This window comes from Streptomyces catenulae (genome assembly GCF_000718015.1).
Lineage (GTDB): Bacteria > Actinomycetota > Actinomycetes > Streptomycetales > Streptomycetaceae > Streptomyces > Streptomyces catenulae.
Map to the genome: position 1 here is coordinate 452,202 of NZ_JODY01000003.1, position 21,990 is coordinate 474,191.

At 74.2% G+C, this 21,990-nt stretch carries 20 protein-coding genes and 1 pseudogene; 7 read left to right on the forward strand and 14 right to left on the reverse strand.

Annotation, left to right across the window (positions count from 1 at the left end; translation table 11 throughout):
- Positions 1–9 precede the first annotated feature (9 nt).
- Positions 10–1,479: an aldehyde dehydrogenase family protein gene (locus tag IF23_RS0105935; RefSeq protein WP_030280556.1), complete on the reverse strand. Its 1,470-nt coding sequence runs from the start codon at positions 1,477–1,479 to the stop codon at positions 10–12.
- Between the two features lie 375 nt (positions 1,480–1,854).
- Between IF23_RS0105935 and IF23_RS0105940 the strand changes: the two genes are divergently transcribed.
- Positions 1,855–2,349 (forward strand): DUF6314 family protein, encoded by a 495-nt coding sequence (locus IF23_RS0105940; protein ID WP_245654902.1) that lies wholly within the window; start codon positions 1,855–1,857, stop codon positions 2,347–2,349.
- 58 nt (positions 2,350–2,407) lie between these two features.
- Here the strand turns inward: IF23_RS0105940 and IF23_RS0105945 are convergent, their stop codons facing one another.
- A complete protein-coding gene (locus tag IF23_RS0105945) occupies positions 2,408–3,274 on the reverse strand; it encodes a class I SAM-dependent methyltransferase (protein ID WP_051739268.1) in 867 nt (288 codons plus the stop codon).
- Between the two features lie 187 nt (positions 3,275–3,461).
- Between IF23_RS0105945 and IF23_RS0105950 the strand changes: the two genes are divergently transcribed.
- Entirely contained in the window at positions 3,462–3,923 is a 462-nt protein-coding gene (locus IF23_RS0105950) for an SCP2 sterol-binding domain-containing protein (RefSeq protein WP_030280560.1), read from the forward strand.
- A 511-nt stretch (positions 3,924–4,434) separates the two neighbouring features.
- Complete coding sequence (locus IF23_RS0105955) at positions 4,435–5,250, forward strand: SAM-dependent methyltransferase (RefSeq protein WP_030280562.1); 816 nt, start codon at positions 4,435–4,437, stop codon at positions 5,248–5,250.
- 69 nt (positions 5,251–5,319) lie between these two features.
- On the opposite strand, the pseudogene IF23_RS30960 reads toward IF23_RS0105955, so the two are convergent.
- A pseudogene (locus IF23_RS30960) lies at positions 5,320–6,227 on the reverse strand (helix-turn-helix domain-containing protein).
- A 90-nt stretch (positions 6,228–6,317) separates the two neighbouring features.
- Entirely contained in the window at positions 6,318–6,560 is a 243-nt protein-coding gene (locus IF23_RS0105965; RefSeq protein ID WP_030280563.1) for a DUF397 domain-containing protein, read from the reverse strand.
- Positions 6,561–6,774: 214 nt separating this feature from the next.
- Between IF23_RS0105965 and IF23_RS0105970 the strand changes: the two genes are divergently transcribed.
- Positions 6,775–7,269, forward strand: a complete 495-nt coding sequence (locus IF23_RS0105970; protein ID WP_245654903.1) for an ATP-binding protein — start codon at positions 6,775–6,777, stop codon at positions 7,267–7,269.
- Positions 7,270–7,370: 101 nt separating this feature from the next.
- Here the strand turns inward: IF23_RS0105970 and meaB are convergent, their stop codons facing one another.
- The 7 genes from meaB to IF23_RS0106005 all read right to left on the reverse strand — a co-directional run bounded on the left by meaB (position 7,371) and on the right by IF23_RS0106005 (position 15,837).
- Complete coding sequence (gene meaB / locus IF23_RS0105975) at positions 7,371–8,369, reverse strand: methylmalonyl Co-A mutase-associated GTPase MeaB (protein WP_030280568.1); 999 nt, start codon at positions 8,367–8,369, stop codon at positions 7,371–7,373.
- A 7-nt stretch (positions 8,370–8,376) separates the two neighbouring features.
- Positions 8,377–10,593, reverse strand: a complete 2,217-nt coding sequence (gene scpA / locus IF23_RS0105980) for a methylmalonyl-CoA mutase (RefSeq protein ID WP_030280569.1) — start codon at positions 10,591–10,593, stop codon at positions 8,377–8,379.
- Positions 10,593–12,473 (reverse strand): methylmalonyl-CoA mutase subunit beta, encoded by a 1,881-nt coding sequence (locus tag IF23_RS0105985; protein ID WP_030280571.1) that lies wholly within the window; start codon positions 12,471–12,473, stop codon positions 10,593–10,595. Before IF23_RS0105985 ends, scpA begins: the two co-directional genes overlap by 1 nt.
- Positions 12,474–12,497: 24 nt before the next feature.
- Positions 12,498–12,869 (reverse strand): DnaJ family domain-containing protein, encoded by a 372-nt coding sequence (locus IF23_RS0105990; RefSeq protein WP_078653802.1) that lies wholly within the window; start codon positions 12,867–12,869, stop codon positions 12,498–12,500.
- Positions 12,870–12,974: 105 nt separating this feature from the next.
- Entirely contained in the window at positions 12,975–13,541 is a 567-nt protein-coding gene (locus tag IF23_RS0105995) for a hypothetical protein (protein ID WP_030280575.1), read from the reverse strand.
- Positions 13,538–15,121 (reverse strand): ATP-binding protein, encoded by a 1,584-nt coding sequence (locus IF23_RS0106000; RefSeq protein WP_342667916.1) that lies wholly within the window; start codon positions 15,119–15,121, stop codon positions 13,538–13,540. The genes IF23_RS0105995 and IF23_RS0106000 overlap by 4 nt, the downstream gene beginning before the upstream one ends.
- An 11-nt stretch (positions 15,122–15,132) precedes the next feature.
- Positions 15,133–15,837 carry a response regulator transcription factor gene (locus tag IF23_RS0106005; RefSeq protein ID WP_030280579.1) on the reverse strand — a complete coding sequence of 235 codons (705 nt, stop codon included), beginning with the start codon at positions 15,835–15,837 and terminating at the stop codon, positions 15,133–15,135.
- Between the two features lie 150 nt (positions 15,838–15,987).
- Here IF23_RS0106005 and IF23_RS0106010 point away from each other — a divergent pair, with 150 nt between their 5' ends.
- Positions 15,988–16,767 (forward strand): polysaccharide deacetylase family protein, encoded by a 780-nt coding sequence (locus IF23_RS0106010; protein WP_030280581.1) that lies wholly within the window; start codon positions 15,988–15,990, stop codon positions 16,765–16,767.
- 67 nt (positions 16,768–16,834) lie between these two features.
- Here the strand turns inward: IF23_RS0106010 and ssgD are convergent, their stop codons facing one another.
- The 3 genes from ssgD to IF23_RS0106025 form a co-directional block, all read right to left on the reverse strand.
- Complete coding sequence (gene ssgD, locus IF23_RS0106015) at positions 16,835–17,248, reverse strand: spore wall synthesis regulator SsgD (RefSeq protein WP_030280582.1); 414 nt, start codon at positions 17,246–17,248, stop codon at positions 16,835–16,837.
- Between the two features lie 169 nt (positions 17,249–17,417).
- On the reverse strand, positions 17,418–18,956 hold the full coding sequence (locus IF23_RS0106020; RefSeq protein WP_030280584.1) for a PH domain-containing protein: 1,539 nt from the start codon (positions 18,954–18,956) through the stop codon (positions 17,418–17,420).
- A complete protein-coding gene (locus tag IF23_RS0106025) occupies positions 18,953–19,489 on the reverse strand; it encodes a PH domain-containing protein (protein WP_030280586.1) in 537 nt (178 codons plus the stop codon). The genes IF23_RS0106020 and IF23_RS0106025 overlap by 4 nt, the downstream gene beginning before the upstream one ends.
- Before the next feature lie 110 nt (positions 19,490–19,599).
- Between IF23_RS0106025 and IF23_RS0106030 the strand changes: the two genes are divergently transcribed.
- Both IF23_RS0106030 and IF23_RS35335 read left to right on the forward strand, forming a co-directional pair.
- Positions 19,600–20,211 (forward strand): TetR/AcrR family transcriptional regulator, encoded by a 612-nt coding sequence (locus tag IF23_RS0106030; RefSeq protein WP_030280588.1) that lies wholly within the window; start codon positions 19,600–19,602, stop codon positions 20,209–20,211.
- A 369-nt stretch (positions 20,212–20,580) separates the two neighbouring features.
- Positions 20,581–21,969 carry a sigma factor gene (locus tag IF23_RS35335; protein WP_051739270.1) on the forward strand — a complete coding sequence of 463 codons (1,389 nt, stop codon included), beginning with the start codon at positions 20,581–20,583 and terminating at the stop codon, positions 21,967–21,969.
- Positions 21,970–21,990 lie beyond the last annotated feature (21 nt).

The following is a 21,990-nucleotide window of genomic DNA, read 5'->3' on the forward strand; positions in this document are numbered from 1 at the left end:
CCGCCTCGCTCACTCGAACCACCTCTGCGGCCGCGGCGCGGTGTTCCGCCACACGTGCTTGGCCTCCTGGTACTCGGCGAGGCCCGCGGGCCCCAGTTCCCGTCCGACACCGGACTGCTTCATGCCACCCCACTCGGCCTGCGGGACATACGGATGGAAGTCGTTGATCCAGACCGTGCCGGCCCGCATCCGGGACGCCACCCGGTGGGCCTTCCCGGCGTCCTGCGTCCAGACCGCCCCGGCCAGGCCGTACACCGTGTCGTTGGCGAGCCGGACCGCCTCGTCCTCGTCACGGAACCGCTCGACGGTCAGCACCGGCCCGAACGACTCGTCGTGGATCACCGACATGTCCGGGGTGCATTCGTCCAGCACCGTCGGCAGGTAGTAGAAGCCGTCACGGAGCGCCGGATCCTGCGGTGGTCCGCCGCCGCAGCGCAGCACGGCGCCCTCGGACAGCCCCGTCTCGACATACGCGGCGACCTTGTCGCGGTGTGCCGCGGAGATCAGCGGGCCGGTCCGGGCGTGCTCGTCGAAGGGGCCGCCGAGCGGGATCCGCCGGGCGCGGGCCACCAACTCGTCGACGAACCGGTCGTGCAGGTCGTTCTGGACGAGCAGCCGGGCGCCCGCCGAGCAGACCTGGCCGGAGTGGAGGAACACCGCGGTCAGCGCGTGGTCGACGGCGGTGTCGAACTCGGCGTCGGAGAAGACGATGTTCGGGTTCTTGCCGCCCAGCTCCAGGGCGATCTTCTTGACGGTCGGAGCGGCCGCGGCCATGATCCGGCGGCCGGTGACCAGACCGCCGGTGAACGAGACCAGATCCACCCGCGGGTCCTCGGTCAGCGGGGCGCCGACGAGCGGGCCGGTGCCCGGGGTGAGGTTGGCCGCGCCGTCCGGCAGGCCCGCCTCGGCCAGCAGCCGCATCAGATGGATCGCGGTGTGCGGGGTCAGCTCGCTGGGCTTGAGGACGAAGGTGTTCCCGGCGGCGAGCGCGGGGGCGACCTTCCACGCCGTCTGCAGCAGCGGGTAGTTCCACGGGGTGATCAGGGCGCAGACACCGACCGGCTCGTGGCGGACGGTGCTCTCGATCTCCGGCTGCCCGGTGTCCACCACCCGGTCGGTGCCGCCGGACGCCGCGAGGTTGCCGAAGTAGCGGAAGCAGTTCGCGATGTCGGCCATGTCGTAGACGCTCTCGACCAGCCGCTTGCCGGTGTCCAGCGATTCGGCGCGGGCCAGTGCGTCGGTGTCGCGCTCCAGCAGTGCGGCGACGCGCAGCAGCAGGGCGCCGCGCTCGGCGGCGGGGGTGCGCGGCCAGGGCCCGTCGTCGTACGCGCTGCGGGCGGCGCCGACCGCAGCGGCCGCGTCCTTGGGGCCGCCCTCGTCGACGGTCGCGACCAGGGTGCCGTCCGCCGGGCAGCGGATCTCGCGCCGCCGTCCGTCGGCCGCTGAGGTCCAGCGGCCGCCGATGAACAGGTCCGGCATGGGAATGCCTCCGGTGTCCGGTTGTCGCGCCAGGCCGGCGGTGGGCGGGGCGCCGCCTGCCGCCGGGGTGCGGGCGCCGCGGGCCGCGGCCCGGCGATCCGCACCCGGGTGATGATCTCGGTACCGAGCGTAGGCGCGGCGGTGCCGCTCCGCACGGCACGGCACCCCGGGCTTTCCCCCGAGCGTCGCGACGACAGCCCGTAAGGGTGCCGGGCCACCCGGCCGGTCCATCCCGGGGCACACCGCCCGCGGAGACGGCGCGTCCGCTCCTTTCGCCCCGGAATGACGGGACCCGGCACCGCTCACACCCCGTAAGGGAGCCGACCGGCCGCCCGTACGGGAACGGCGGCGCGCCCGGCGGGGGAGAATCGGTCCATGCCCACCGCACCCGGCGGCCGTCCGCAGCCCCCGCACGCCTCGCCCCGCGCCGCCCGAACCTGCCGTCCGGTGCCCGATGTGGCGGCCTATCTCACCGGCCGCTGGAGCATCGAGCGGCGCGTCGTCGACGTACGGGCCGGGGCCGAGGGCAGCTTCCGGGGCATCGCGGAGTTCCGGCCCGAGGGTGCGGACGGTGCGCTGCTGCATGTCGAGGAGGGCGAGCTGACCTGGGCGGACGCGGTGCATCCGGCCGGACGGACGCTGTGGCTGCGGCCCCGGCCGGACGGTACGGCCGCGGTGGAGTTCGCCGACGGCCGCCCCTTCCACGACCTCGATCTGCGGACCGGACACTGGCAGACCGTCCATCCGTGCGCCGCCGACCGCTACGCCGCGACGTTCACCGTGACCGGGCCGGACACCTGGGAGCTGGAGTGGCGGATCGAGGGACCGGCCAAGCAGGCGGTGCTGCGCTCGGTCTACCGCCGCCGGTAGACCGGGTGCGGCACCGGCCGCCCGGCGCGGCAACCGGCCGCGCGGACCCGGCACGGCGTCAGCCCTTCGTGGCGCGCAGCGCGTAGAGCATCGGGAAGATCGGCTCGTCGGGCGGCAGCCGCCACCAGCCGTTGTCGCCGGGGACCATGGTGTCGAACCGCTTCCACGGGGCCTCCTCCGTCTCCCGCAGCACATCGACGCGGAGCCCGGCGCCGGACACCGCCGTGACGACCTCACCGATCCCGTGCCGCCACTCGTAACTCGTCCTCGCGTCCACCAGCTCCGGCCCGTCGGTGTACGTGTGCGGGCTGTCGCTCCGCAGCGGACCGCGTCCGGCGAGGTAGTCGTGGCGCAGGAGCAGTTCCTGGTTGTCGGGGGTCGGGGTGGGGCCGAGCGCGTCGAGCAGCGGGTGGAACTCGACGAGGTAGAGCATGCCGCCCGGGCGCAGCAGCGAGGCGATGATCCCGGCCCAGGCGGTGAGGTCGGGGAGGTAGCACAGGGCGCCCTTGCCGGTGTAGATCACGTCGAAGCGGCGGTCGCCGAGGGCCTCGGGCGCGCGGTGGACGTCGGAGTGGACGAAGGTGAGGTCGCGGCCGCCCTCGGCGGCGAGCCGCCGGGCCTCGGTCAGGGCGGCGGCGGAGAAGTCGAGGCCGGTGGCGCGGGCGCCGCGGTCGGCGAACGCGGCGGTCTCGGTGCCGAGGTGGCACTGGAGGTGGAGGAGGTCGCGGCCCCGCAGATCGCCCAGGTCCTGCCATTCGAAGGGGGCGAACCAGTCCTCGGCGGTGCGGGAGCCGTCCAGTCCGTAGAACTCGCTGGCGACGTGGACGGGGGTGCGGGCGTCCCAGTTGGCCTCGTTGGCCTTCACCATGTCCGCCACGGTCGGCCCGCTGTGCGGCGGTGTTCCGCTCTGCTCCGGCTCGCGCATCTGTGTGGTCATGGGGGACTGCCTACCCGGTGTGGCGGGTGGGATGACAGATGCCGCCAGGATGACGGCCGGTTCCCGGGCCGCCACCCGCGCCACCCGCTGTGACCAGGGGTGTTGTTGCCTGCCGCGCGCCCCGCCCCGTAACCTCGCTTATCAGTGGATTTTACCGATTGGTAGGGAGTTTTCCGTGGCCGATGACGTCCGGGACCGATTGGCGGAGCTGGACTTCGCGGGGGTCACCCCCGAGGAGTTCGCCGGGATCGTCAAGGGGCTCAGCGCCCGCCAGATCACCGAGATCGCCACCGGGGAGCTGCGCACGCGGGTGCTGGGGGAGATCTTCGGGCGGATGGGCGAGCAGTTCCGTCCGTCGGCCGCCGGGGAGTTGCGGGCGCTGATCCGGTGGCGGATCACCGGGGAGTCCGAGGCGGTGTACGAGACCGTCATCGCCGACGGACGGTGCACGGTCACCGAGGGCCCGTCGGCTGCCGACGCCCGGCTGACCCTGGTGATGGGGGACGCCGCCTTCCTCAAACTGGTCTCCGGCAACGGCAGTCCGGTGACGATGTTCCTCACCCGCAAGATCGTGGCCAGCGGCGATCTGTCCCTCGCCGCCGGGCTCCACCGCTACTTCGACATCCCCGGGGCCTGACCCGGCCGCGGGCCCGCGGACCGTCCGTCCGCAGAAGGCAGGTGTAGGACGCGCCGGGAGTGGTAGGCGCCGGGTGCGCGCTCCCTCCTGCGGCGGCCGGTCTTCGGGTGACCGGGCGGTGCCGGGAGCCGGTACGGATCAGGTGTTGCCCCCGCGTGGGGCCGGTCCGTACCGCGGGGCGTACCCGGCACGGGTGACGCCGGGACAGGGAACGGGCCGCCGCCCCTGAGTGGCGTGGCGGCGGCCCGCCCCCGAACGGGGGTACTGTTCCCGGCCACACCGAGCGGCGGTCCGGCCCGCGCGCCGCCGCCCGTTCCGCCCGGCTGCCCGCCCCGGGCCCGACGGCCCGCCAACTGCCCTCCCGCACAGGGGTGCTGGACGATCGATCCCCGCTCCCAACTGCAACAACCGCACATCCGTAGGTATGTTGGGGGCGAGCCCGGCCCGGCCGTCCGTTCGTACGGCGGTCGTAGAACCATGCCGGTGGCGCCGAACGACGGGAACGTTAGTCATGAGCCAAGAGCCCCAGCCGCTGTCCACCGCCGTCGATGTCAGCATCCCGAGCGTGGCCCGGATGTACGACCACTACCTCGGCGGCAAGGACAACTACTCCGTCGACCGCGAGGCGTGCGAGGAGCTGGACAAGGTCGCCCCCAGCACCAAGGCGCTCGCCGTCAACAACCGCCGCTTCCTCCAGCGGGCGGTGCGCTGGCTCGCGCAGGAGCAGGGCATCCGCCAGTTCATCGACCACGGATCCGGCCTGCCGACGCAGGACAACGTCCACCAGGTCGCCCAGGCGGTCGACCCGGAGTCCCGGGTCGTCTACGTCGACAACGACCCGATCGTCCTCGCGCACGGCCGGGCGCTGCTGGAGGAGGACCACCGCACCGCCGTGATCCAGGCGGACATGCGTGACACCGACGGCATCTTCGCCCGGCCCGAGGTCGAGCGGCTCATCGACTTCGACCAGCCCGTCGCCGCGCTCTTCGTCTCCGTCCTGCACTGCATCAAGGACGAGGACGACCCCAAGGCGCTCATAACCCGCGTCGCCGAGAAGCTCTGCCCCGGCAGCTTCCTGGTGGTCTGCCAGCTGGTCAGCGAGGACCAGGCGACCCGGGACTTCGTCACGGAGTTCATGCGGGTCTCCACCCAGGGGCAGTGGGGCCGGGTGCGGCGGGCGAGCGATCTGGAGGCGTACCTGGAGGGGCTGGAGATCCTGGAGCCCGGGCTCGTCGAGGTCTCCACCTGGAAGCCGGACGGCAGCATGGGGCCGAAACAGGCGACGATGGAGTGGATCGAGTACGGCGGCGTGGCGCGCAAGAACTGATCCGCAGGGAAGAGAGGAGGGAGGCGGGGCCGCCGGGCCCCGCCTCCCTCATGTGTGCCGCCGGACGGCTCAGCCCAGCTCGTGGAGGAGCTTCTCCAGGATGGTCAGCGAACCGCGCGGCGATTCGGCCTGGGCGCTGAGCCGGTCCATGAGGCGAGGTAGTGGTCCACGTCGTCCCGCTTGTCCAGGTAGAGCGCGCTGGTCAGCTGCTCCAGATAGACGATGTCCGGGAGATCCGGCTCCAGGAACCGCAGGATCGTGATCGGCCCACCGGCCGCCGCGAGCCCGCCGAGGCTGAACGGCGCGATCTGCAGTGTGACGTTCGGGAGCTTCGCCATCTCCAGCAGATGACGCAGCTGGTCGGCCATGACCTGCGGGCTGCCCAACGGGCGCCGCAGCGACGCCTCGTCTATCACCGCCCACAACCGGGGCGCGTGCGGCGCCGTCAGCAGCTTCTGCCGCTCCACGCGCAGCGCCACCCGCCGGTCGATGTCCTCGGCCGACGCCCGCGGATGACCGAGCCGGGCCACCGAACGGGCGTAGTCCGGGGTCTGCAACAGGCCCGGGACGAACTGCACCTCGTACGTCCGGATCACCGACGCCGCCTCTTCGAGACCGATGTGCGTCTCGAACCAGCTGGGCAGGACGTCGCTGTACTGGTGCCACCAGCCCGGGGTGCTGGTGCGGCGGGCGAGTGCGAGGAAGTCGGCGCGCTCCGCTTCGGCGGTGACGCCGTAGAGCGTCAGCAGATCGGAGATGTCGCGTTCCTTGCAGCTCACCCGGCCCAGCTCCAGGCGGCTGATCTTGGCGTGGGAACCGCGGATCGCGTCGCCCGCCGCTTCGCGGGAGACTCCGGCGGCCTCCCGCAGTCGGCGCAGCTGGGTGCCGAGGACGATGCGCAGCACCGTCGGACCGCCACGCGGGTTGTCGAGGTAGTGGCGCAGTGAGGGTTCGCGGCTCGGCTGCGCGGCGGTCATGCTGACTCCCCTGGACGGTTGGGCGAGCGCCAAGTGTCCCACTGCGGAAGGGATACGTACAGCGGACCGATTATCCGGACGACATATGCGTCAGTCACGGCCGATCAGATCGTCGAAGTCGCCGTCCTTGGCGCCCTGGACGAATGCCGCGATCTCGTCGCGGGTGTAGACCAGGGCCGGTCCGCCGATGTGCCGGGAGTTGCGCACCGCGACCCCACCGTCCGAAAGAACCGCCAGTTCAACGCAGTTGCCGCTGGGGTTGCTCCGTCGGCTCTTGCGCCACTGGGCCCGCTCGATACGGGTCGACTGAATGCCGTTGGGCACCGTCTCCATCACTGTCGCTCCCTTGCTGGAGGCGCGGCCTCCTACCGTTCCCGGGCCGTCGTCCACGATGGCGTGAACAAGCCCCTGTGCGACCGTCCTTACCGATGTAATTGCAGATGCACTTGCAGCGGGGGGCGGCTGACGAGGATATTAGCTGTCCCGAGCAGTGCAGCCCAGACCAGAAGCGCCCCTTCGCGGAGACGTGATGACGACACATCCGGCAGTGCCCGTGTACGCAACACCGCGCAAGGGAGCGCGCGACGACGGCTGGTGGGTGCCCGGACCCGACTCCTTCGCCGCCTGCGCGCTCAGCGCCTCCGCCCGCACCGTCGCCGACGCCCGGCGCTTCACCCTCGCCACCCTCCGCGGCTGGCGGATATGCACGGCCCTCACCGACGACGCCGCCCTGATCGTCTCCGAACTCGTCAGCAACGCCCTGCGCTACGGCGTCCGCAACGCCGTGGGCGAAGCCGGCTGCGGCCGTGTGGCGGGCCCCGTCGTCACCCCCGCCTGGCTCGCCCTGACCCGGCGCGACGACGGCGTCATGTGCGCGGTCTCCGACGGCGGCGAGGACGCCCCGGTCATCGGCACCGCCGACCCGCTCGCCGAGTCCGGCCGCGGTCTGAGCATCGTCGAACAGCTCAGTGACGCCTGGGGCTGGACGCTGCCGGACAGCTCCGGCAAGACCGTCTGGGCCACCCTCTCGCCCCGCCCCTGACCCCGGGGCGCACCGGTCACCTTCCGTACGGCGCCCGGACACCACGATGCCCGGGCGGGCCGGTCACCGGTCGCCCGGGCATCCCCGGTCCTGGCTTGCCCTCAGCGGTCCTCGGGAGGCAGCCCGAAGGCCGTCAGGAGGCGTTCGGCGGCCAGCGTCGCGGTGAGCGTGCCCGAACGGACCTCCCGCTCGACGTCCGGAGCGATCCGCCGCACCTCCGGGTCGTGGCGCAGCCGGTCCACCAGCTGGTCGCGGACCATCGTCCACACCCACTCCACCTGCTGCGCCCGGCGCCGCTCGGCGAGCGCGCCCGTCGACTCCAGCAGCGCACGGTGCTGCTCCACGCGCTCCCACAGCTCCTCCAGGCCCGTCCCCTCCCGGGCGCTACAGGTGAGCACCGGAGGCGTCCACGCGGCGTCCGGTGGCTGCAACAGCCGCAGCGCGCCGGACAGTTCCCGGGCCGCCGCGCGCGCGTCCCGCTCGTGCGGACCGTCGGCCTTGTTGACGGAGACCAGGTCCGCCAGCTCCAGGACGCCCTTCTTGATGCCCTGGAGCTGATCGCCGGTCCGCGCCAGCGTCAGCAGCACGAATGTGTCGACCATGTCCGCGACGGTCGTCTCGGACTGCCCGACGCCCACCGTCTCCACCAGGACGACGTCGTACCCCGCCGCCTCCATCACGATGATCGACTCCCGGGTCGCCCGCGCCACCCCGCCCAGCGTCCCGGACGTGGGGGAGGGCCGGACGAACGCCGCCGGATCGGTCGCCAGCCGCGCCATCCGCGTCTTGTCGCCCAGGATGGAACCGCCGGTACGCGACGACGACGGGTCCACGGCCAGCACCGCTACCCGGTGCCCGGCTTCCGTCAGCCGCGAGCCGAGCGCGTCGATGAACGTCGACTTGCCGACCCCGGGCACCCCGCTGATCCCCACCCGCCGCGCCGCCCCGGAATGCGGCAGCAGCGCGACGAGCAGCCGCTGGGCCGCCGCGCGGTGGTCGGCGCGGCTGGACTCCACCAGCGTCACGGCCCGCGCGATCCAGGCCCGGGAACCCGCCCGGACCCCCTCCGCGTACCGCTCGACATCGATCCTCGCGGGCATCAGCGCCTCACAGCTCGTGGCCGAGGGCGCGGGCCAGCCCCTGGACCAGGTCGTACGCGGCGTCCGGGATGACCGTGCCGGGCGGGAAGACCGCCGCCGCGCCCATGTCCCGCAGCGTCTGCACGTCCTGCGGGGGGATCACCCCGCCCACCACGACCGTGATGTCCTCCCGGCCCTCCGCCGCCAGCGCCTCGCGCAGCGCGGGCACCAGCGTCAGATGACCGGCCGCCAGCGACGACACACCGACGATGTGCACATCGGCCTCCACCGCCTGCCGCGCCACCTCGGCCGGGGTCTGGAACAGCGGGCCGACATCGACGTCGAAACCCAGGTCGGCGAAGGCTGTGGCGATCACCTTCTGGCCGCGGTCATGGCCGTCCTGGCCCATCTTGGCCACCAGTATGCGCGGCCGACGCCCCTCGGCCCGCTCGAACTCGGCCACCAGATCCCGGGTGCGGCCGACACCGGAGGAGGGGCCCGCTTCGTCTCGGTACACACCGGAGATCGTACGGATCTGACCGGAGTGACGGCCGTAGACCTCCTCCAGGGCGTCGGAGATCTCCCCGACCGTCGCCATCGCGCGCGCCGCGTCCACCGCCAGCGCCAGGAGGTTGCCCTCCAGCCCCGCGCCGGGGCCCGACCGCGCCGCGTCGGTCAGCGCCCGCAGCGCCGCCCGGCAGGCGTCCTCGTCCCGCTCGGCCCGCAGCCGCTTCAACTTCTCGATCTGCTGCGCGCGGACCGCGGAGTTGTCGACCTTGAGGACCTCGATCTCCTCGTCGGTCTCCACCCGGTACTTGTTCACCCCGATCAGCGCCTGCCGCCCGGAGTCGATCCGCGCCTGGGTACGGGCCGCGGCCTCCTCCACCCGGAGCTTGGGGATGCCCGCGTCGATCGCCTTCGCCATCCCGCCGGCCGCCTCCACCTCCTCGATGTGCTGCCATGCCCGCCGCGCCAGATCCTGCGTCAGCTTCTCGACGTACGCGCTGCCGCCCCACGGGTCGATGACCCGGCAGGTCCCCGACTCCTGCTGGAGGAAGAGCTGGGTGTTCCGGGCGATGCGCGCGGAGAAGTCGGTGGGCAGCGCCAGCGCCTCGTCCAGCGCGTTGGTGTGCAGCGACTGGGTGTGGCCCTGCGTCGCCGCCATCGCCTCCACGCAGGTCCGCGTCACGTTGTTGAAGACGTCCTGCGCCGTCAGCGACCAGCCCGACGTCTGCGAATGGGTGCGCAGCGACAGCGACTTGGGGTTCTGCGGTTCGAACTGCCGGACCAGCTTGGCCCACAGCAGCCGGGCCGCCCGCAGCTTGGCGATCTCCATGAAGAAGTTCATGCCGATCGCCCAGAAGAAGGAGAGCCGCGGCGCGAACGCGTCCACGTCCATCCCCGCCGCCATGCCCGCCCGCAGATACTCCACCCCGTCCGCGAGCGTGTACGCCAGCTCCAGATCGGCCGTCGCCCCCGCCTCCTGGATGTGGTACCCGGAGATCGAGATGGAGTTGTACCGCGGCATCTTCTGCGAGGTGTACGCGAAGATGTCGGAGATGATCCGCATCGACGGCTGCGGCGGATAGATGTAGGTGTTGCGGACCATGAACTCCTTGAGGATGTCGTTCTGAATGGTCCCGGCCAGCTTCTCGGGCGGTACGCCCTGCTCCTCGGCGGCCACGATGTAGAGCGCGAGAACGGGCAGCACCGCGCCGTTCATCGTCATCGACACCGTCATCTTGTCCAGCGGGATGCCCTCGAAGAGCTGGCGCATGTCGTAGATCGAGTCGATCGCCACGCCCGCCATGCCGACATCGCCCGTCACCCGCGGATGGTCGCTGTCGTAGCCGCGGTGGGTGGGCAGGTCGAAGGCGACCGACAGGCCCTTCTGACCGGCCGCGAGATTACGCCGGTAGAAGGCGTTCGACTCCTCGGCGGTGGAGAACCCGGCGTACTGCCGGATGGTCCACGGCTGGTTGACGTACATCGTCGGGTACGGGCCGCGCAGATACGGCGTGATGCCCGGGTACGTCCGCAGGAAGTCCACACCGTCCAGGTCGGCGTCCGTGTAGAGCGGCTTCACGCCGATGCCCTCGGGCGTCTCCCACGTCAGGTCCGCGACGCTCGTGCCGGTGGCCCGCTCGACGGCCTCGGCCCAGCGCTTCGGGTCCGCGGCGTCCGCCGCACCGTCCAGCGGCACCCCGCTGAAATCCGGGATGTCCGCCCGCTGTGTCCCGGCCATCACGCCACCTCCATGACATCCAGGGCCGAGGCGAGGACCCCGGCCGCGTCGCAGCCGGTGAAGACGTACGCGTCCACCCCCGCCTGCCCGAACTCCGCGCGCCGCTCACCGGGCGCACCCGCCAGATACACCCGCACCGCACCGGCCGCCTTCAGCGCCGCCGCGACCTCGGCCGCCTGCTCCGCGTAGAGCGTGTCGCTGCCGCACAGGCACGCGATCCGCGCCCCGCTCGCCGCGAACGCCGCGGCCGCCGTCCCGGCGTCCACCGACGCGGGCTCGTGCACCGTCTCCACGCCGCCCGCCTGGAAGAGGTTGGCGGCGAACGTCACCCGCGCGGTGTGCGCGGCGGCCGGACCGAGCGCCGCCAGGAACACCTTCGGACGGGCGCCGGTGTCCGCCAGATACGCGTCCGACCTGGCCCGCAGCGCCTCGTACGCATCGTCGCGCCGCACCCGCGGCAGCCCGCCCCCGGCCGGGACCGGCGCGGCCTCGCGGTGCACCGGGGCCTCCGCCAGGTGGGGGAACTCGCTGACACCGGTGATCGGTTCGCGGCGGGTCGCCAGCGCACGGGAGCGGCGCTCCCAGGTGGCCGCGAGCCGGTCGGCGACCTTCCCGGAGCCGAGCGCCGCGGCCTGACCGCCCGCGCCCTCGATCTCCTGGAACCACGCCCACGCGGCGCGCGCCACCTCGTCCGTCAGCCGCTCGACGTACCAGGAGCCGCCGGCCGGGTCGATCACCTTCGACAGATGCGACTCCTCCAGCAGCACCGCCTGGGTGTTGCGGGCGATCCGGCGGGCGAACGCGTCCGGCAGGCCGAGCGCCGCGTCGAACGGCAGCACCGTCACCGCGTCCGCGCCGCCGACCCCGGCCGACAGCCCGGCCACGGTGGTGCGCAGCATGTTCACCCACGGGTCGCGGCGGGTCATCATCACCGGCGACGTCACCGCGTGCTGGCGCTGCGCCCGCGCCTGGGGCGAGGCGCCGCAGACCTCGGCGACCCGCGCCCACAGGCGGCGCGCGGCGCGCAGCGTGGCGATGGTCAGGAACTGGTCGGCGGAGGCGGCGTAGCGGAACTCCAGCTGCCCGCAGGCGGCGTCGATGTCCAGGCCCGCGGCGGTCAGCGCCCGCAGATAGGCGACGCCGGTGGCCAGGGAGCACCCCAGCTCCTCGGCGGCCGAACCGCCCGCCTCGTGGTACGGCAGCGCGTCGACGGTCAGCGCCCGCAGCCCGGGCGCCTCGGCGGCGCACCGGGCGGCCAGGGAGGCGGCGGCCGTCAGCCGGTCGTCCAGCGCGGTGGCGTCGCCGCCGCGGGCGACGAGCGCCAGCGGGTCGGCGCCGAGTGTGCCGGTCAGCGCGGCCGGGGCGACCCCGCCGTCGGCGGCGAGCGCGAACAGTTCCCCGGCGGCCGCGGTGAACTCCTCGCCCGCGTCGAGCGCGACGGCGGCCAGGTCCAGATGGACGCCGACCAGCGCCCGCCGCAGCGCACCGAGCGGCACCCCGCCCCCGCCGACGCGCAGCCACAGCGAGGTGACGCCGTTCTCCAGGTCGGTGAGGGCCGCCTCGTTGACGACGGCCGGGTCGGTGTGGGCCTGGCGCTGGCGTACGTCCCATCCGGCGACGGTCGCGCCCTCGGCGCGGCCGCCCCGCACGAACGGCGGGAAGCCGGGGAGCCCCGCGTCGGGGTGCCCGTCGTCGGCGGTGTAGAGGGGGCGGACGCGGATGCCGTCGGGCAGATCGGTGGCGAGCGCGTCCTCGGGGGCGTCCGCCGCCGGGGTGGCGCCCGACTTGCGCAGCACCCCCGCGACGAGGTGCTGCCACTGCGCGCGATCGGCGTCGGGGAACGCGGCGGCCAGGGGGAGTTCGGGGGACTCGGCGGTCATGGCAGCAGGCTAGGCGAACGAGCGTTAGCTGGAGCAGGGGCTCTCGCTGTGACCTTGAACTCGTTGATCCGTGCGGGTGCAGGCCCCGCCGCGACGGCGGGGGCGGGGGTGTGGCGGGGGGGGGGCGGCGGGCGCCGCCTCGCTCGGCGCGTCGGCCGCCGCCTGCGCCGCCTCCTCGGCCTCCTTGCGCAGGGCGAGCGACGGCGGCAGGAAGGAGAGGTCCTCGCGGGCCATCTTCTCCTTGACCCACCACAGTTCGTCGTACGGCCGGTCCAGCCCGGGCAGCGGTTTGCCGACGCCGGGCAGCCCGGCGAAGTCACCCCGCTCCTGCGCCTCGCGGATCTGCCTGTCGATCCAGGATTCGAAGTCGACGCCGGGGGGTTTGCGCTCGGTCATCGGATGCCTCTCGCGGGAGTTCCGGCCTGCGGGACCGCGCCGCGCCGCGCTGCCGCGGGCGGGCGCCCCTCCACGGTAGCCCGCCCGGCGCGGACGGCGGCGGACTCAGGGCGGCGGCACCGACGACGGCTGGACCACCGGCAGCGCGGTGTCGCCGCTGCAGATCATCGGGCCGACGCGGGAGCCGGAGCCGGTCAGCGTGACCCGGACGGAGGATGGCGGGTGGCCGCCGGGGACGTCGGCGTTGGCCGCCGTGCAGACCAGTTGGCTGAGGGCGGCGGTGTCCAGTTTCCGCGGCGGGACGGGCAGCCCGATGTCGACCCGGCCCTGGCCCGCGCGGGCCCGCAGCGGGCCGGACAAATGGGGCAGCGCGCTGGAGAGGCCACGCTGGCGTTCGGCGTGGTCGGGGCCGTCGAGCAGCAGGTCGAGGGCGGCCTGCGGGTCGGCGGGTGCCTTGGCCGGGCGGGTCGCGGAGCGCAGCCCGGCCGGTCCGTAGAAGAAGAGCTGGACGCCGGTCTCCGGGCGGCCCGGGGCCTGCACCCCGGTGGCCGGGGCGCCCGCGTCGATCACATCGCTGGGCTCGACACCGCAGCCGACCGGCACGGTCACCGCGGCACAGGCCAGCGCGGTCGTGACCAGGACCCGGGCGGTACGGGGGCGGGGCGCGCTCATGCGGCGGCCTCCTTGCCGGGGGTGTCCGGGGCGGCGGCGGGACGGTCCGGCGCCGGACCGGCGGAGGCGCCCGGGCCGGGGCGCTCGGGGGCGGCGGGGCCGTCGGCCGCCGGGGTGTCGGGGCCGTCCGTGCCGGGGCCGGGGCCGTCCGGCGGTCGTACCGGCAGTTCCACGGTGAACACCGCGCCGCCGTCGGGCGCGTTGGCGGCGCGGACGGTGCCGCCGTGCAGCCGGACGTTCTCCTGGGCGATGGCGAGGCCGAGACCGCTGCCCTCGGAGCGGGCGCGCGACGAGTCCGCCTTGTAGAAGCGGTCGAAGACGTGCGGCAGGACCTGCGGGTCGATGCCGGGGCCGCTGTCGCGGACCTCCAGCAGCAGCCGGTCCGCGCCCGGTTCCGGCGCCCGGAGCCGGACGTGGACGGGGCTGCCGCCGTGGTGCAGGGCGTTGCCGACGAGGTTGGCGACGACGACGTCCAACCGGCGCGGATCGACGCGGGCGCGGACGCCGTCGGGCAGCTCCGCGCCGACCTCGTCCTGCCAGGCGCGGGCCTGGAGCGTCTTGCGGACGGTCTCGGCGACGTCCACCTCGTCGAGGTGGAGCGCGGCGGCGCCCGCGTCGAACCGCGAGACCTCCATCAGGTCCTCCACCATGCGCGTCAGCTTCCCGGTCTCCTGGCTGATCAGCCGGACCGCGGACGCGGTGTCCGGGTCCAGCGCCGCGGCGTCCTCGTCCAGCACATCGGTGACCGCGGTCATCGCCGCGAGCGGGGTGCGCAGCTCGTGCGAGACGTCCGCGGCGAACCGGCGGGCGTTGGCCTCCAGCCGCCGCAGCTCCGCCACGCTCGCCTCCAGCTCCTCCGCCATGTCGTTGAACGACCGGGACAGCCCGGCGAGTTCGTCGGTGCCCTTGACCTCCAGCCGGGTGTCGAGCTTCCCCTCGGCCAGCCGCCCGGCCGCCTGCCGCAGCCGCCGCACCGGCCGCAGCACCCCCCGCGCGGCGAGCAGCGCGGGCAGCACCGACAGCGCCAGCACCGGCAGCGCACCCCGCTGCGCCGCGCTGACCAGCGCCTCGACGTTGGCCTCCTCGGCGTTGAGCGGGAGTTGGGCGTAGACCGACAGCGCGGACGGCCCGCCGTCGGACTGGCGTACCGGCATACCGATCAGCAGCCAGGGGTCACCGTCGCGCACCACCCGCTGGAACGCCGGGACATGGCGCCGCTCGACGGACTTCTCCAGCTCGGCGGGGAGGTGGACCGGGCCGCCGGCCGGGGCGTCGTCGCCGCCGGGGACGCCGCGGTAGCGGATCCGGACGTCCCAGTCGCGGGAGGTGCCGGAGCGCTCCAGCTGGAGGCGGAGGGCCTCCAGGTCGGTGCGGGAGGGCGGTACGGCCAGCTCCGGGGCGAGCGAGTTGATCTGGGTGCGCAGATCGTTGACGGCCATGTCCTGGGAGCGCTGCAGGATGGCGTTGCGTGCCTCGCGGTACGTCAGCCCGGCGGTGGTCAGCGCGCTGACCGCGGCGACCAGCAGGAACGCCACGACCAGCCGGACCCGCAGCCCCCGCAGCCGCCCCGGGGGCAGCAACCGGCGGCACCTCACAGGGGGCCGAAGCGGTAGCCGAAGCCGCGCACCGTCTGGACGAAGCGGGGGCTGCGCGGGGTGTCCTCTATCTTCGTCCGCAGCCGCATCACACAGGCGTCCACCAGCCGGGCGTCGCCGTGGTAGCTGTGCTCCCAGACGTGTTCCAGCAGTTGCTGGCGGCTGAAGACCTGCCCGGGCGTGGCCGACAGGAAGAGCAGCAGCTTCATCTCGGAGGGCGCGAGCGCCAGGTCCCGGCCGTCCTTGGCGACGACGAGCCCGGCGCGGTCGATGGCGAGCGCGCCGTACGACTCGACGGGCGCGGGCCCGGGCTCGGCGGCGGCAGAGCCGTCGGCGGGCGGTGCGGTGCGGCGCAGCACCGCCCGTATGCGGGCCTCCAGGACCTCGCCGCGGGCCGGTTTGACGATGTAGTCGTCGGCGCCCGCCTCCAGACCGAGGACCACGTCGAGGTCGTCGCCGCGTGCGGTGAGCATGATGATCGGCAGCTGCCGCTCGGTGCGGATCAGACGGCAGACCTCGAAGCCGTCCTTGCCCGGCAGCATGAGGTCGAGCAGCACGATGTCCGGCCGGAAGCCGGGCAGCAGATCGAGGCCCTCCTCGCCGCTGCCGGCCGCCGCGACGTCGTGGCCGCGCCGCCGCAGGGCGAGGGACACCCCGTCACGTACGGCGGCGTCGTCCTCGATCAGAAGTACACGTGGCATGGGTTCAGTATCAAGAACTTTCATGATGGATCGGTAACAGAGGCATCCTGATCGGTTTCCTTCGCATCTGTGGGGGTGCGGCCGGAAGCCGGAAAACGCCCGGACCGCACGAGACCACGGACAGACCCACGAGACGGTGCGAGGGACGGCATGAACAGGGCGGGGCGCTTCGGGAGCGGGCGCGGCATTCTCAAGACGGTCACCGCGACGGTGGTGGCGCTCGGCGCCGCCGGGGCACTCGCCCTGACCTGGCCCGGCGGCCCCGCGAGCGCCGAGGCGGACACCCCCGGGGCGACACAGGCGGCCTCTCCCGGTCCGACGACCCGGCCCGTGGACCCGTCGATCGTGCACGCCTCGGACCGCCCCGGCCGCAGCCTCAACATCACCATCGACGACGGCCCGGACCCGGTGTGGACCCCGAAGGTCCTCGACGTCCTCGAACGCCACCACGTCAAGGCGGTGTTCTGCATGATCGGACCGCAGGCCGCGGCCCACCCCGACCTCGTCCGCCGGGTCGTCGCCGCCGGTCACCGCCTCTGCGACCACACCATCAGCCACGACACCGGCATGGACCACCGGCCCGAGCGCTACCAGTCGGACCAGATCCTCCCCGCCCAGCGGATGATCGAGAAGGCCGGGGGCGCGCCGGTGCGCTACTACCGGGCGCCCGGCGGCGCCTTCACGCCCTACAGCCGCACCCTCGCCGCCGGGCACGGGATGCGGCCGCTGGGCTGGAACATCGACAGCAAGGACTTCGAGGGCGGCTCCGTCGCCACCATCGAGGCGACCGTCCGCAGCGAGCTGTCGAACGGCCCGACCGTCCTCTTCCACGACGGCGGCGGCGACCGCTCCCGCACCGTCCAGGCACTGGACGAGCTGCTGCCGTGGCTGCGGCAGCAGGGCTACGGATTCGGCTTCCCGCAGCACTGACACCGCGTCCCCGGCGGGCACGGAGCGGTGCCCGCCGGGGACGCGCGGAGGAGCGGACGCCGGGCGCTCAGGCGGCGCCGAAGAGTGCGGCCAGACCACGGTCGACATCGAGGTGGGTCGGCTCCTGACCGGCCGGTACCGCCGCGTACGAGCGGGCCAGGAAGCGCCGTACATCCGTGGTGCGCAGCTGCACCATCGCCACGCCCTCGTCGGCGTGGAACTCCATGACCGTGCGCTCCGGACCGGCCGGCCGCACCCGCACATCGCCCCGGCCGACGGGGGAGTGCACCCCCTCGGCCAGCAGCTCCCGCGCGAACGCCCAGTCCACCGCGGCCCCGTCGAGGGAGATCTCCGGCGGGAACGACATCCGCACCGCCAGCGGATCGCGGGGGTGGTACCGCAGCACGGCGGGGACCGTGTGCGGCCCGGGAGTCGTCGCGAGGAGGCGGACCTGGACGGCGTGGTCGATGGTGGCGGGCATCGCGGCGGCTCCTCACAACGGGGTCGGTTCACGGCATCACTCACCCCCTAGGACGAACGAGGGGCCCCGGTCGTGCACGCACAGGGGGTGTGATCTGTGTCATGGCGCGCATCGGCGGGGGAGAAGCGGGTAGCCGCGATCCGGCCGCCGCGTCACCGGCACCACCCGCTCAGCGCCGCCCGCTCTCCGCCGCCCCCACCAGGAACTCCTCGACGATGCCGGGCGCGGCGCCCGCGGCGAACCCCGGCGCCCGCGCCGCCGCCAGATCCGGGATCCGGTGCCGCCCCTCGCCCGCGGCGAACGCGGCGGTCAGCGTCACCAGCCCGGCGCGGCGGCCGAACGGGGTGCTGGAGAACGTCCACGCCGCGACCGCCGACCGCTCCAGCGCCAGCGTGTCCCGGCCGAACACCCCCGACCGCACCACGAGATGGCCGCCGCACAGCCCGTACCCGAGCGCCCGGTACGCCTCCCGCGCCGCCCACTCCACCGCCGCCGCCGACACCACCGCGTACGCCCCCGCCCACACCAGCAGCGCCGGTGTGCAGGCCGCCGCGCCACCGGCCAGGACCGCCGTGCCCGGCAGCGTCACCCAGCACAGCCCCCGCAGCCGCCGCCTGCGCAGCGCCGCCCGGGGCGGGCGCGTCAGCGCCGTCGGGGCGCCCCGGTCCGGCAGCGGCGGATCGGGGAACGGCGCCCCCAGCGCCCCACCGGCCACCCGCACCGCCAGCGCCCGCGGCGCCGGTGGCAGCAGTCCGCTGCGCGCACGGTTCTCGTCGCGGTCGCCGAGGCCACCGGCCACCGCCCGCACCGCCGCACCGCCGCCCGCCCGCAGCAGCAGCGGCTCCCGGAGCAGCACCCCGCGCAGCCGGGCCCGGTCGATGGTGACCGTCCGCGTGGTGAACAGGCCGCGCCGCACCCGCAGCGTCGATCCGTCGGCCCACTCCAGGCGGTGGCCCCACCAGTTCTCCGCGTACAGCGCCACCGCGCCGACCGCCCCGGCGGCCAGCAGGACGAGCAGCGCCGCGGGGACCGTCAGCCACGGCGACACCGTGCCGAACGCCGCGAACGCCCGCCGGACGACGCCCAGTTCCCAGAGGTCGACGCCCATGCCGTGCAGCACCCGGTGGACCGTACCGGCCGCGATCAGCACCCCGCCGACCACCCAGAACGTCAGCGGCGCGTACCGCAGCCAGCGCGGCGAGAAGCGCGCCAGCACCGGGTCGTCGGCCACCGCACCGGGCGTGGCCCGGGCGAGCAGCGCGTCCCGCACCTGCCGTGCCTCGGCGACCGGCAGCGCGTCCAGCGTCGGCACACCGCTCCCCTCGCCCGCGGTCCCGGCCCGCAACGCCGCCAGCCGCAGCACCCGGTGGAGAGGCGTCGCGGTGAGATCGACGGTGCGGATCCGGTCCAGCGGCACGGTGCGCAGCCGCCGGGTCCACGCCCCCGTCCGCACCTCCAGCGCCGCACCGGTGACCCGGAACTCCGTACGCGCCCACCGCACCGCGCCCACCGCGGTGACCACGGCGAACGACACGGTGAGCGCGGCCAGCGTGATCCAGGTGCCGGGCGGGATCCGCCCACCGGTGAGGACGGCCGCCGCCCCCAGGGAGGCCAGCGGCGGCAGCGGCCAGGTGGCGTGCACCAGGAGGGTGCGCGGATGCGTCCGGCGCCATCCGCCGCCGGGGGCGCGGCGCGTCGTGTCCGTCATGCCGTGTCCCCCAAAATCAGCTGCGCCGCCGCGCCGATCCGCCGGGACAGCTCCTCCGCCCCCGCCTCGGACAGCCCGCGGATCCTGATGTCGCCCGCGGTCGAGGCGGTGGTCACGGTGACCGTCGCCAGCCCGAACCGGCGCTCCAGCGGGCCCCGGACGGTGTCGACCGTCTGCACCCGCGACAGCGGCGCGATCCGCCGCCGCTGCCGGTACCAGCCGTCGGACGCGTACACCGCCCGCCCGCCCAACTCCCAGGCGTGCACTGCGTACCGCACCCGCGGCATCAGCACGAGATGCAGCAGCGCGGGGACGACGAGGGCCACCAGCAGCGGGCCCAGCCAGGGCAGCGCCCCCGGGAAGAAGAGCAGGGCGCAGAGCGCGAGCGCCACCGCCGTCAGCAGCACCGGGCCGCCCACCGTCAGCAGCGCCCGCACCGTCCACCAGCGGCGCGCCCGCGGGTCGACGCGGTGCCGGGGCGGCCTGAGCGCCGGTGCTGCGGCAGGCGGTGGTGCGGTTCCGGATCCGGGCATGGCGATCCCCCGTTGGCAAGTCAACTGTATTGGACGTGGGTACGTTATACCGTACGAGTGACTTGTAAAAGCGGGCCGGACGGAACCGGCCCGACGACGGGAGGCCGGGCGTGCCCAAGAAGGTCGATCACGAGGCCAGACGGCGGGAGATCGCACAGGCGCTCTGGCGGATCGCGAGCACCCGCGGCCTGGACGGCGCCGGACTGCGCGACGTCGCCGCCGAAGCCGGTATCTCCCTCGGGCGGCTGCAGCACTACTTCCGCACCAAGGACGCCATGCTCGCCTTCGCCCTCCGCCACATCAACGCCCTCGCCGACCGCCGCATCCGCGACCGCATCGAGGCGCTGGACGGCGAGCCGACCCCGCGCGAGGTGCTCCGGACCTGCCTGATCGGCATGTTGCCGCTGGACGACCGGAGCCGCACCGGCGCCCTCGTCGGCGCCGCCTACTTCGTCCGCGCCGTCCACGACGCCGACCTGCGCGCCGAGGCCAAGAACGGCATCCCCCACCTCCGCGACTTCTTCACCGGACAACTCCGCCGCGCCGCCGACCGCGGCGAACTCCCGCCCGCCCGCGCCACGGACGACGAGGCGATGCTCCTCATCAGCCTCGCCGACGGCCTCTCCACCTACCTCCTCCTGGAGGTCCACACCCAGGAACAGGCGCTCCGTCTGCTCGACCTCCATCTGGGCCAACTCTTCGAGGGGGAGGCGAGGGAGTGACGGACGGGCCCGGCGCGAGCGGGGTGGCCGGGCCTCCTGATGTGGCGTCAAGTCGCCGTATGGCTTCCGGGGCGGCGCCTCCCCGACCCCACTGAGGACAATTCAGGGCGATTGCCCCTACCCGCCCTTGTCCACCCTGACTTGTCCGCAGTTGTCGCTTCCGGGTGGGGCGCCCGCGCCGCAAGCGGGGGCGTACGGGAGCGCGCCGTGACGCCTTTCACCAATGCCACGTGCCGGTCATGGCCCGACAGATGGGAGAATCAACGCTCCTAGGTGGACGAACTCCTCCGGGCCAGCTCCCGGACCGACCCTCCCCGGAACGCGCGGCCACCGCCGCCCGCCCGGGGCGAACTCCGAAGGTTGCCCCCCATGTCTGAAGCCCCCGCGGACTCCGCGTGGCCCGCGGACCGGCTCACCCCCACGGTGTCGGTCCCCGCACAGGCCGGCGCCCCCGAGGAACCCGGCGCCTCCGCCGTCGACGTCTACACCGAGCTGTACGCCCAGGAGCACCCGCGCCTGGTCGGCTACGCCCGCTCGCTGATCGCCAACGCCTGGCTCGCCGAGGACGTCGTCGCCGAGGCCCACTTCCGCGTCTGGCGCCGCATCCACGGCGGCCACCACATCGACAACGTCCCGGCCTATCTGCGGACCACCATCCGCCACCTCGCCTCCAGCGCCGGATCGGACGCCGCCCGCGAGGTCCCCCGCGACCCCGAGGACGGCCGGAGCTGGCCCGAGACCGTCACCGTCGGCGGCGCCACCCCGCCGGAGGACCCCGCACAACGCGTCGCCTACGTCGACCAGCTCGCCCGCGTCCTCGACCAACTCCCGCACCGCTGGGTGAAGGCCCTCTGGCTCGCCGAGGCCGAGGGCCAGCCGCTGGAGGCCGTTGGCAAGGCCATCGGCGCGGGCAAGGGGGCCACCGCCGTCCTCCTCCACCGCGCCCGGGAAGGCATGCGCCAGGCGTTCCTGCGCGGATTGCCCGGCAGCCCCGAGACGGCAGCCTGCGGCACCCACTGGGAACGGATGCCCGCCTACCTGCGCGGCGAGGCCACCGCCCGGCAGGCCGACGGCATCGCCGACCACCTCCCGGACTGCGCCGACTGCCGCGACCGGCTCGCCCTGCTCACCCGCGCCAACCACCGCCTGCCCGCGCTCACCGGCCCCGCACTGCTGGTGTTCCTGGCCGGTGGCTCCGCGAAGTTCCTCCTCCCGCTGCTCGGCGCCGGAGCCGGTGCGGGGGCCGCCGCCGCGGCCTCCTCCGGTACCACTCCGGCCCCCGGCAGCGTCCTCGGCGCGCTGCGCCGACTGCTGCGCCTCCGCTCCGGCCCGGCCGCCGCGACGGCCGGTGGCGTCGCGGTCGTCGCCGTCGCCGGAGCCGCGATGGCCGCCGGGTACGTCCTCACCGACGACACCTCCACCCCGAAGCCCCGCCCGCAGGCCGCGGCCGTCGCACCGCAGACGCCCGCCTCCCCGGCCCCCTCCGACGCCCCGCCGCGCAGCCCGCAGGCACCGCCCCCCGGACCGCCCGCGGTACCGCCCGCCCCGGGCGCCCCGGCCGCACCGTCGGAATCCCCGTCCCCGTCCGCGTCACCCACCACCGCACCGCCCACCCCCGGGCCCACGGTTCCCACCGTCCCGCCCACGACGCCGGGCCCGACGCCCACGCCCACGGCCTCACCCACCCCGAGCCCGACCCTGACCCCCACACCTGTCTCTTATACACATCTGACGCTGCCGACGATACTCCTTGTGTAGATCTCGGTGGTCGCCGTATCC

What these genes read in the sequence shown, in the direction of transcription:
- IF23_RS0105935 (WP_030280556.1), bottom strand. Translation starts at nt 1,479, where the DNA reads ATGCCGGACCTGTTCATCGGCGGCCGCTGGACCTCAGCGGCCGACGGA.
- IF23_RS0105940 (WP_245654902.1), top strand. Translation starts at nt 1,855, where the DNA reads ATGCCCACCGCACCCGGCGGCCGTCCGCAGCCCCCGCACGCCTCGCCC.
- IF23_RS0105945 (WP_051739268.1), bottom strand. Translation starts at nt 3,274, where the DNA reads ATGCGCGAGCCGGAGCAGAGCGGAACACCGCCGCACAGCGGGCCGACC.
- IF23_RS0105955 (WP_030280562.1), top strand. Translation starts at nt 4,435, where the DNA reads ATGAGCCAAGAGCCCCAGCCGCTGTCCACCGCCGTCGATGTCAGCATC.
- IF23_RS0105965 (WP_030280563.1), bottom strand. Translation starts at nt 6,560, where the DNA reads ATGGAGACGGTGCCCAACGGCATTCAGTCGACCCGTATCGAGCGGGCC.
- meaB (WP_030280568.1), bottom strand. Translation starts at nt 8,369, where the DNA reads ATGCCCGCGAGGATCGATGTCGAGCGGTACGCGGAGGGGGTCCGGGCG.
- scpA (WP_030280569.1), bottom strand. Translation starts at nt 10,593, where the DNA reads ATGGCCGGGACACAGCGGGCGGACATCCCGGATTTCAGCGGGGTGCCG.
- IF23_RS0105985 (WP_030280571.1), bottom strand. Translation starts at nt 12,473, where the DNA reads ATGACCGCCGAGTCCCCCGAACTCCCCCTGGCCGCCGCGTTCCCCGAC.
- IF23_RS0105990 (WP_078653802.1), bottom strand. Translation starts at nt 12,869, where the DNA reads ATGACCGAGCGCAAACCCCCCGGCGTCGACTTCGAATCCTGGATCGAC.
- IF23_RS0105995 (WP_030280575.1), bottom strand. Translation starts at nt 13,541, where the DNA reads ATGAGCGCGCCCCGCCCCCGTACCGCCCGGGTCCTGGTCACGACCGCG.
- IF23_RS0106005 (WP_030280579.1), bottom strand. Translation starts at nt 15,837, where the DNA reads ATGCCACGTGTACTTCTGATCGAGGACGACGCCGCCGTACGTGACGGG.
- IF23_RS0106010 (WP_030280581.1), top strand. Translation starts at nt 15,988, where the DNA reads ATGAACAGGGCGGGGCGCTTCGGGAGCGGGCGCGGCATTCTCAAGACG.
- ssgD (WP_030280582.1), bottom strand. Translation starts at nt 17,248, where the DNA reads ATGCCCGCCACCATCGACCACGCCGTCCAGGTCCGCCTCCTCGCGACG.
- IF23_RS0106020 (WP_030280584.1), bottom strand. Translation starts at nt 18,956, where the DNA reads ATGACGGACACGACGCGCCGCGCCCCCGGCGGCGGATGGCGCCGGACG.
- IF23_RS0106025 (WP_030280586.1), bottom strand. Translation starts at nt 19,489, where the DNA reads ATGCCCGGATCCGGAACCGCACCACCGCCTGCCGCAGCACCGGCGCTC.
- IF23_RS35335 (WP_051739270.1), top strand. Translation starts at nt 20,581, where the DNA reads ATGTCTGAAGCCCCCGCGGACTCCGCGTGGCCCGCGGACCGGCTCACC.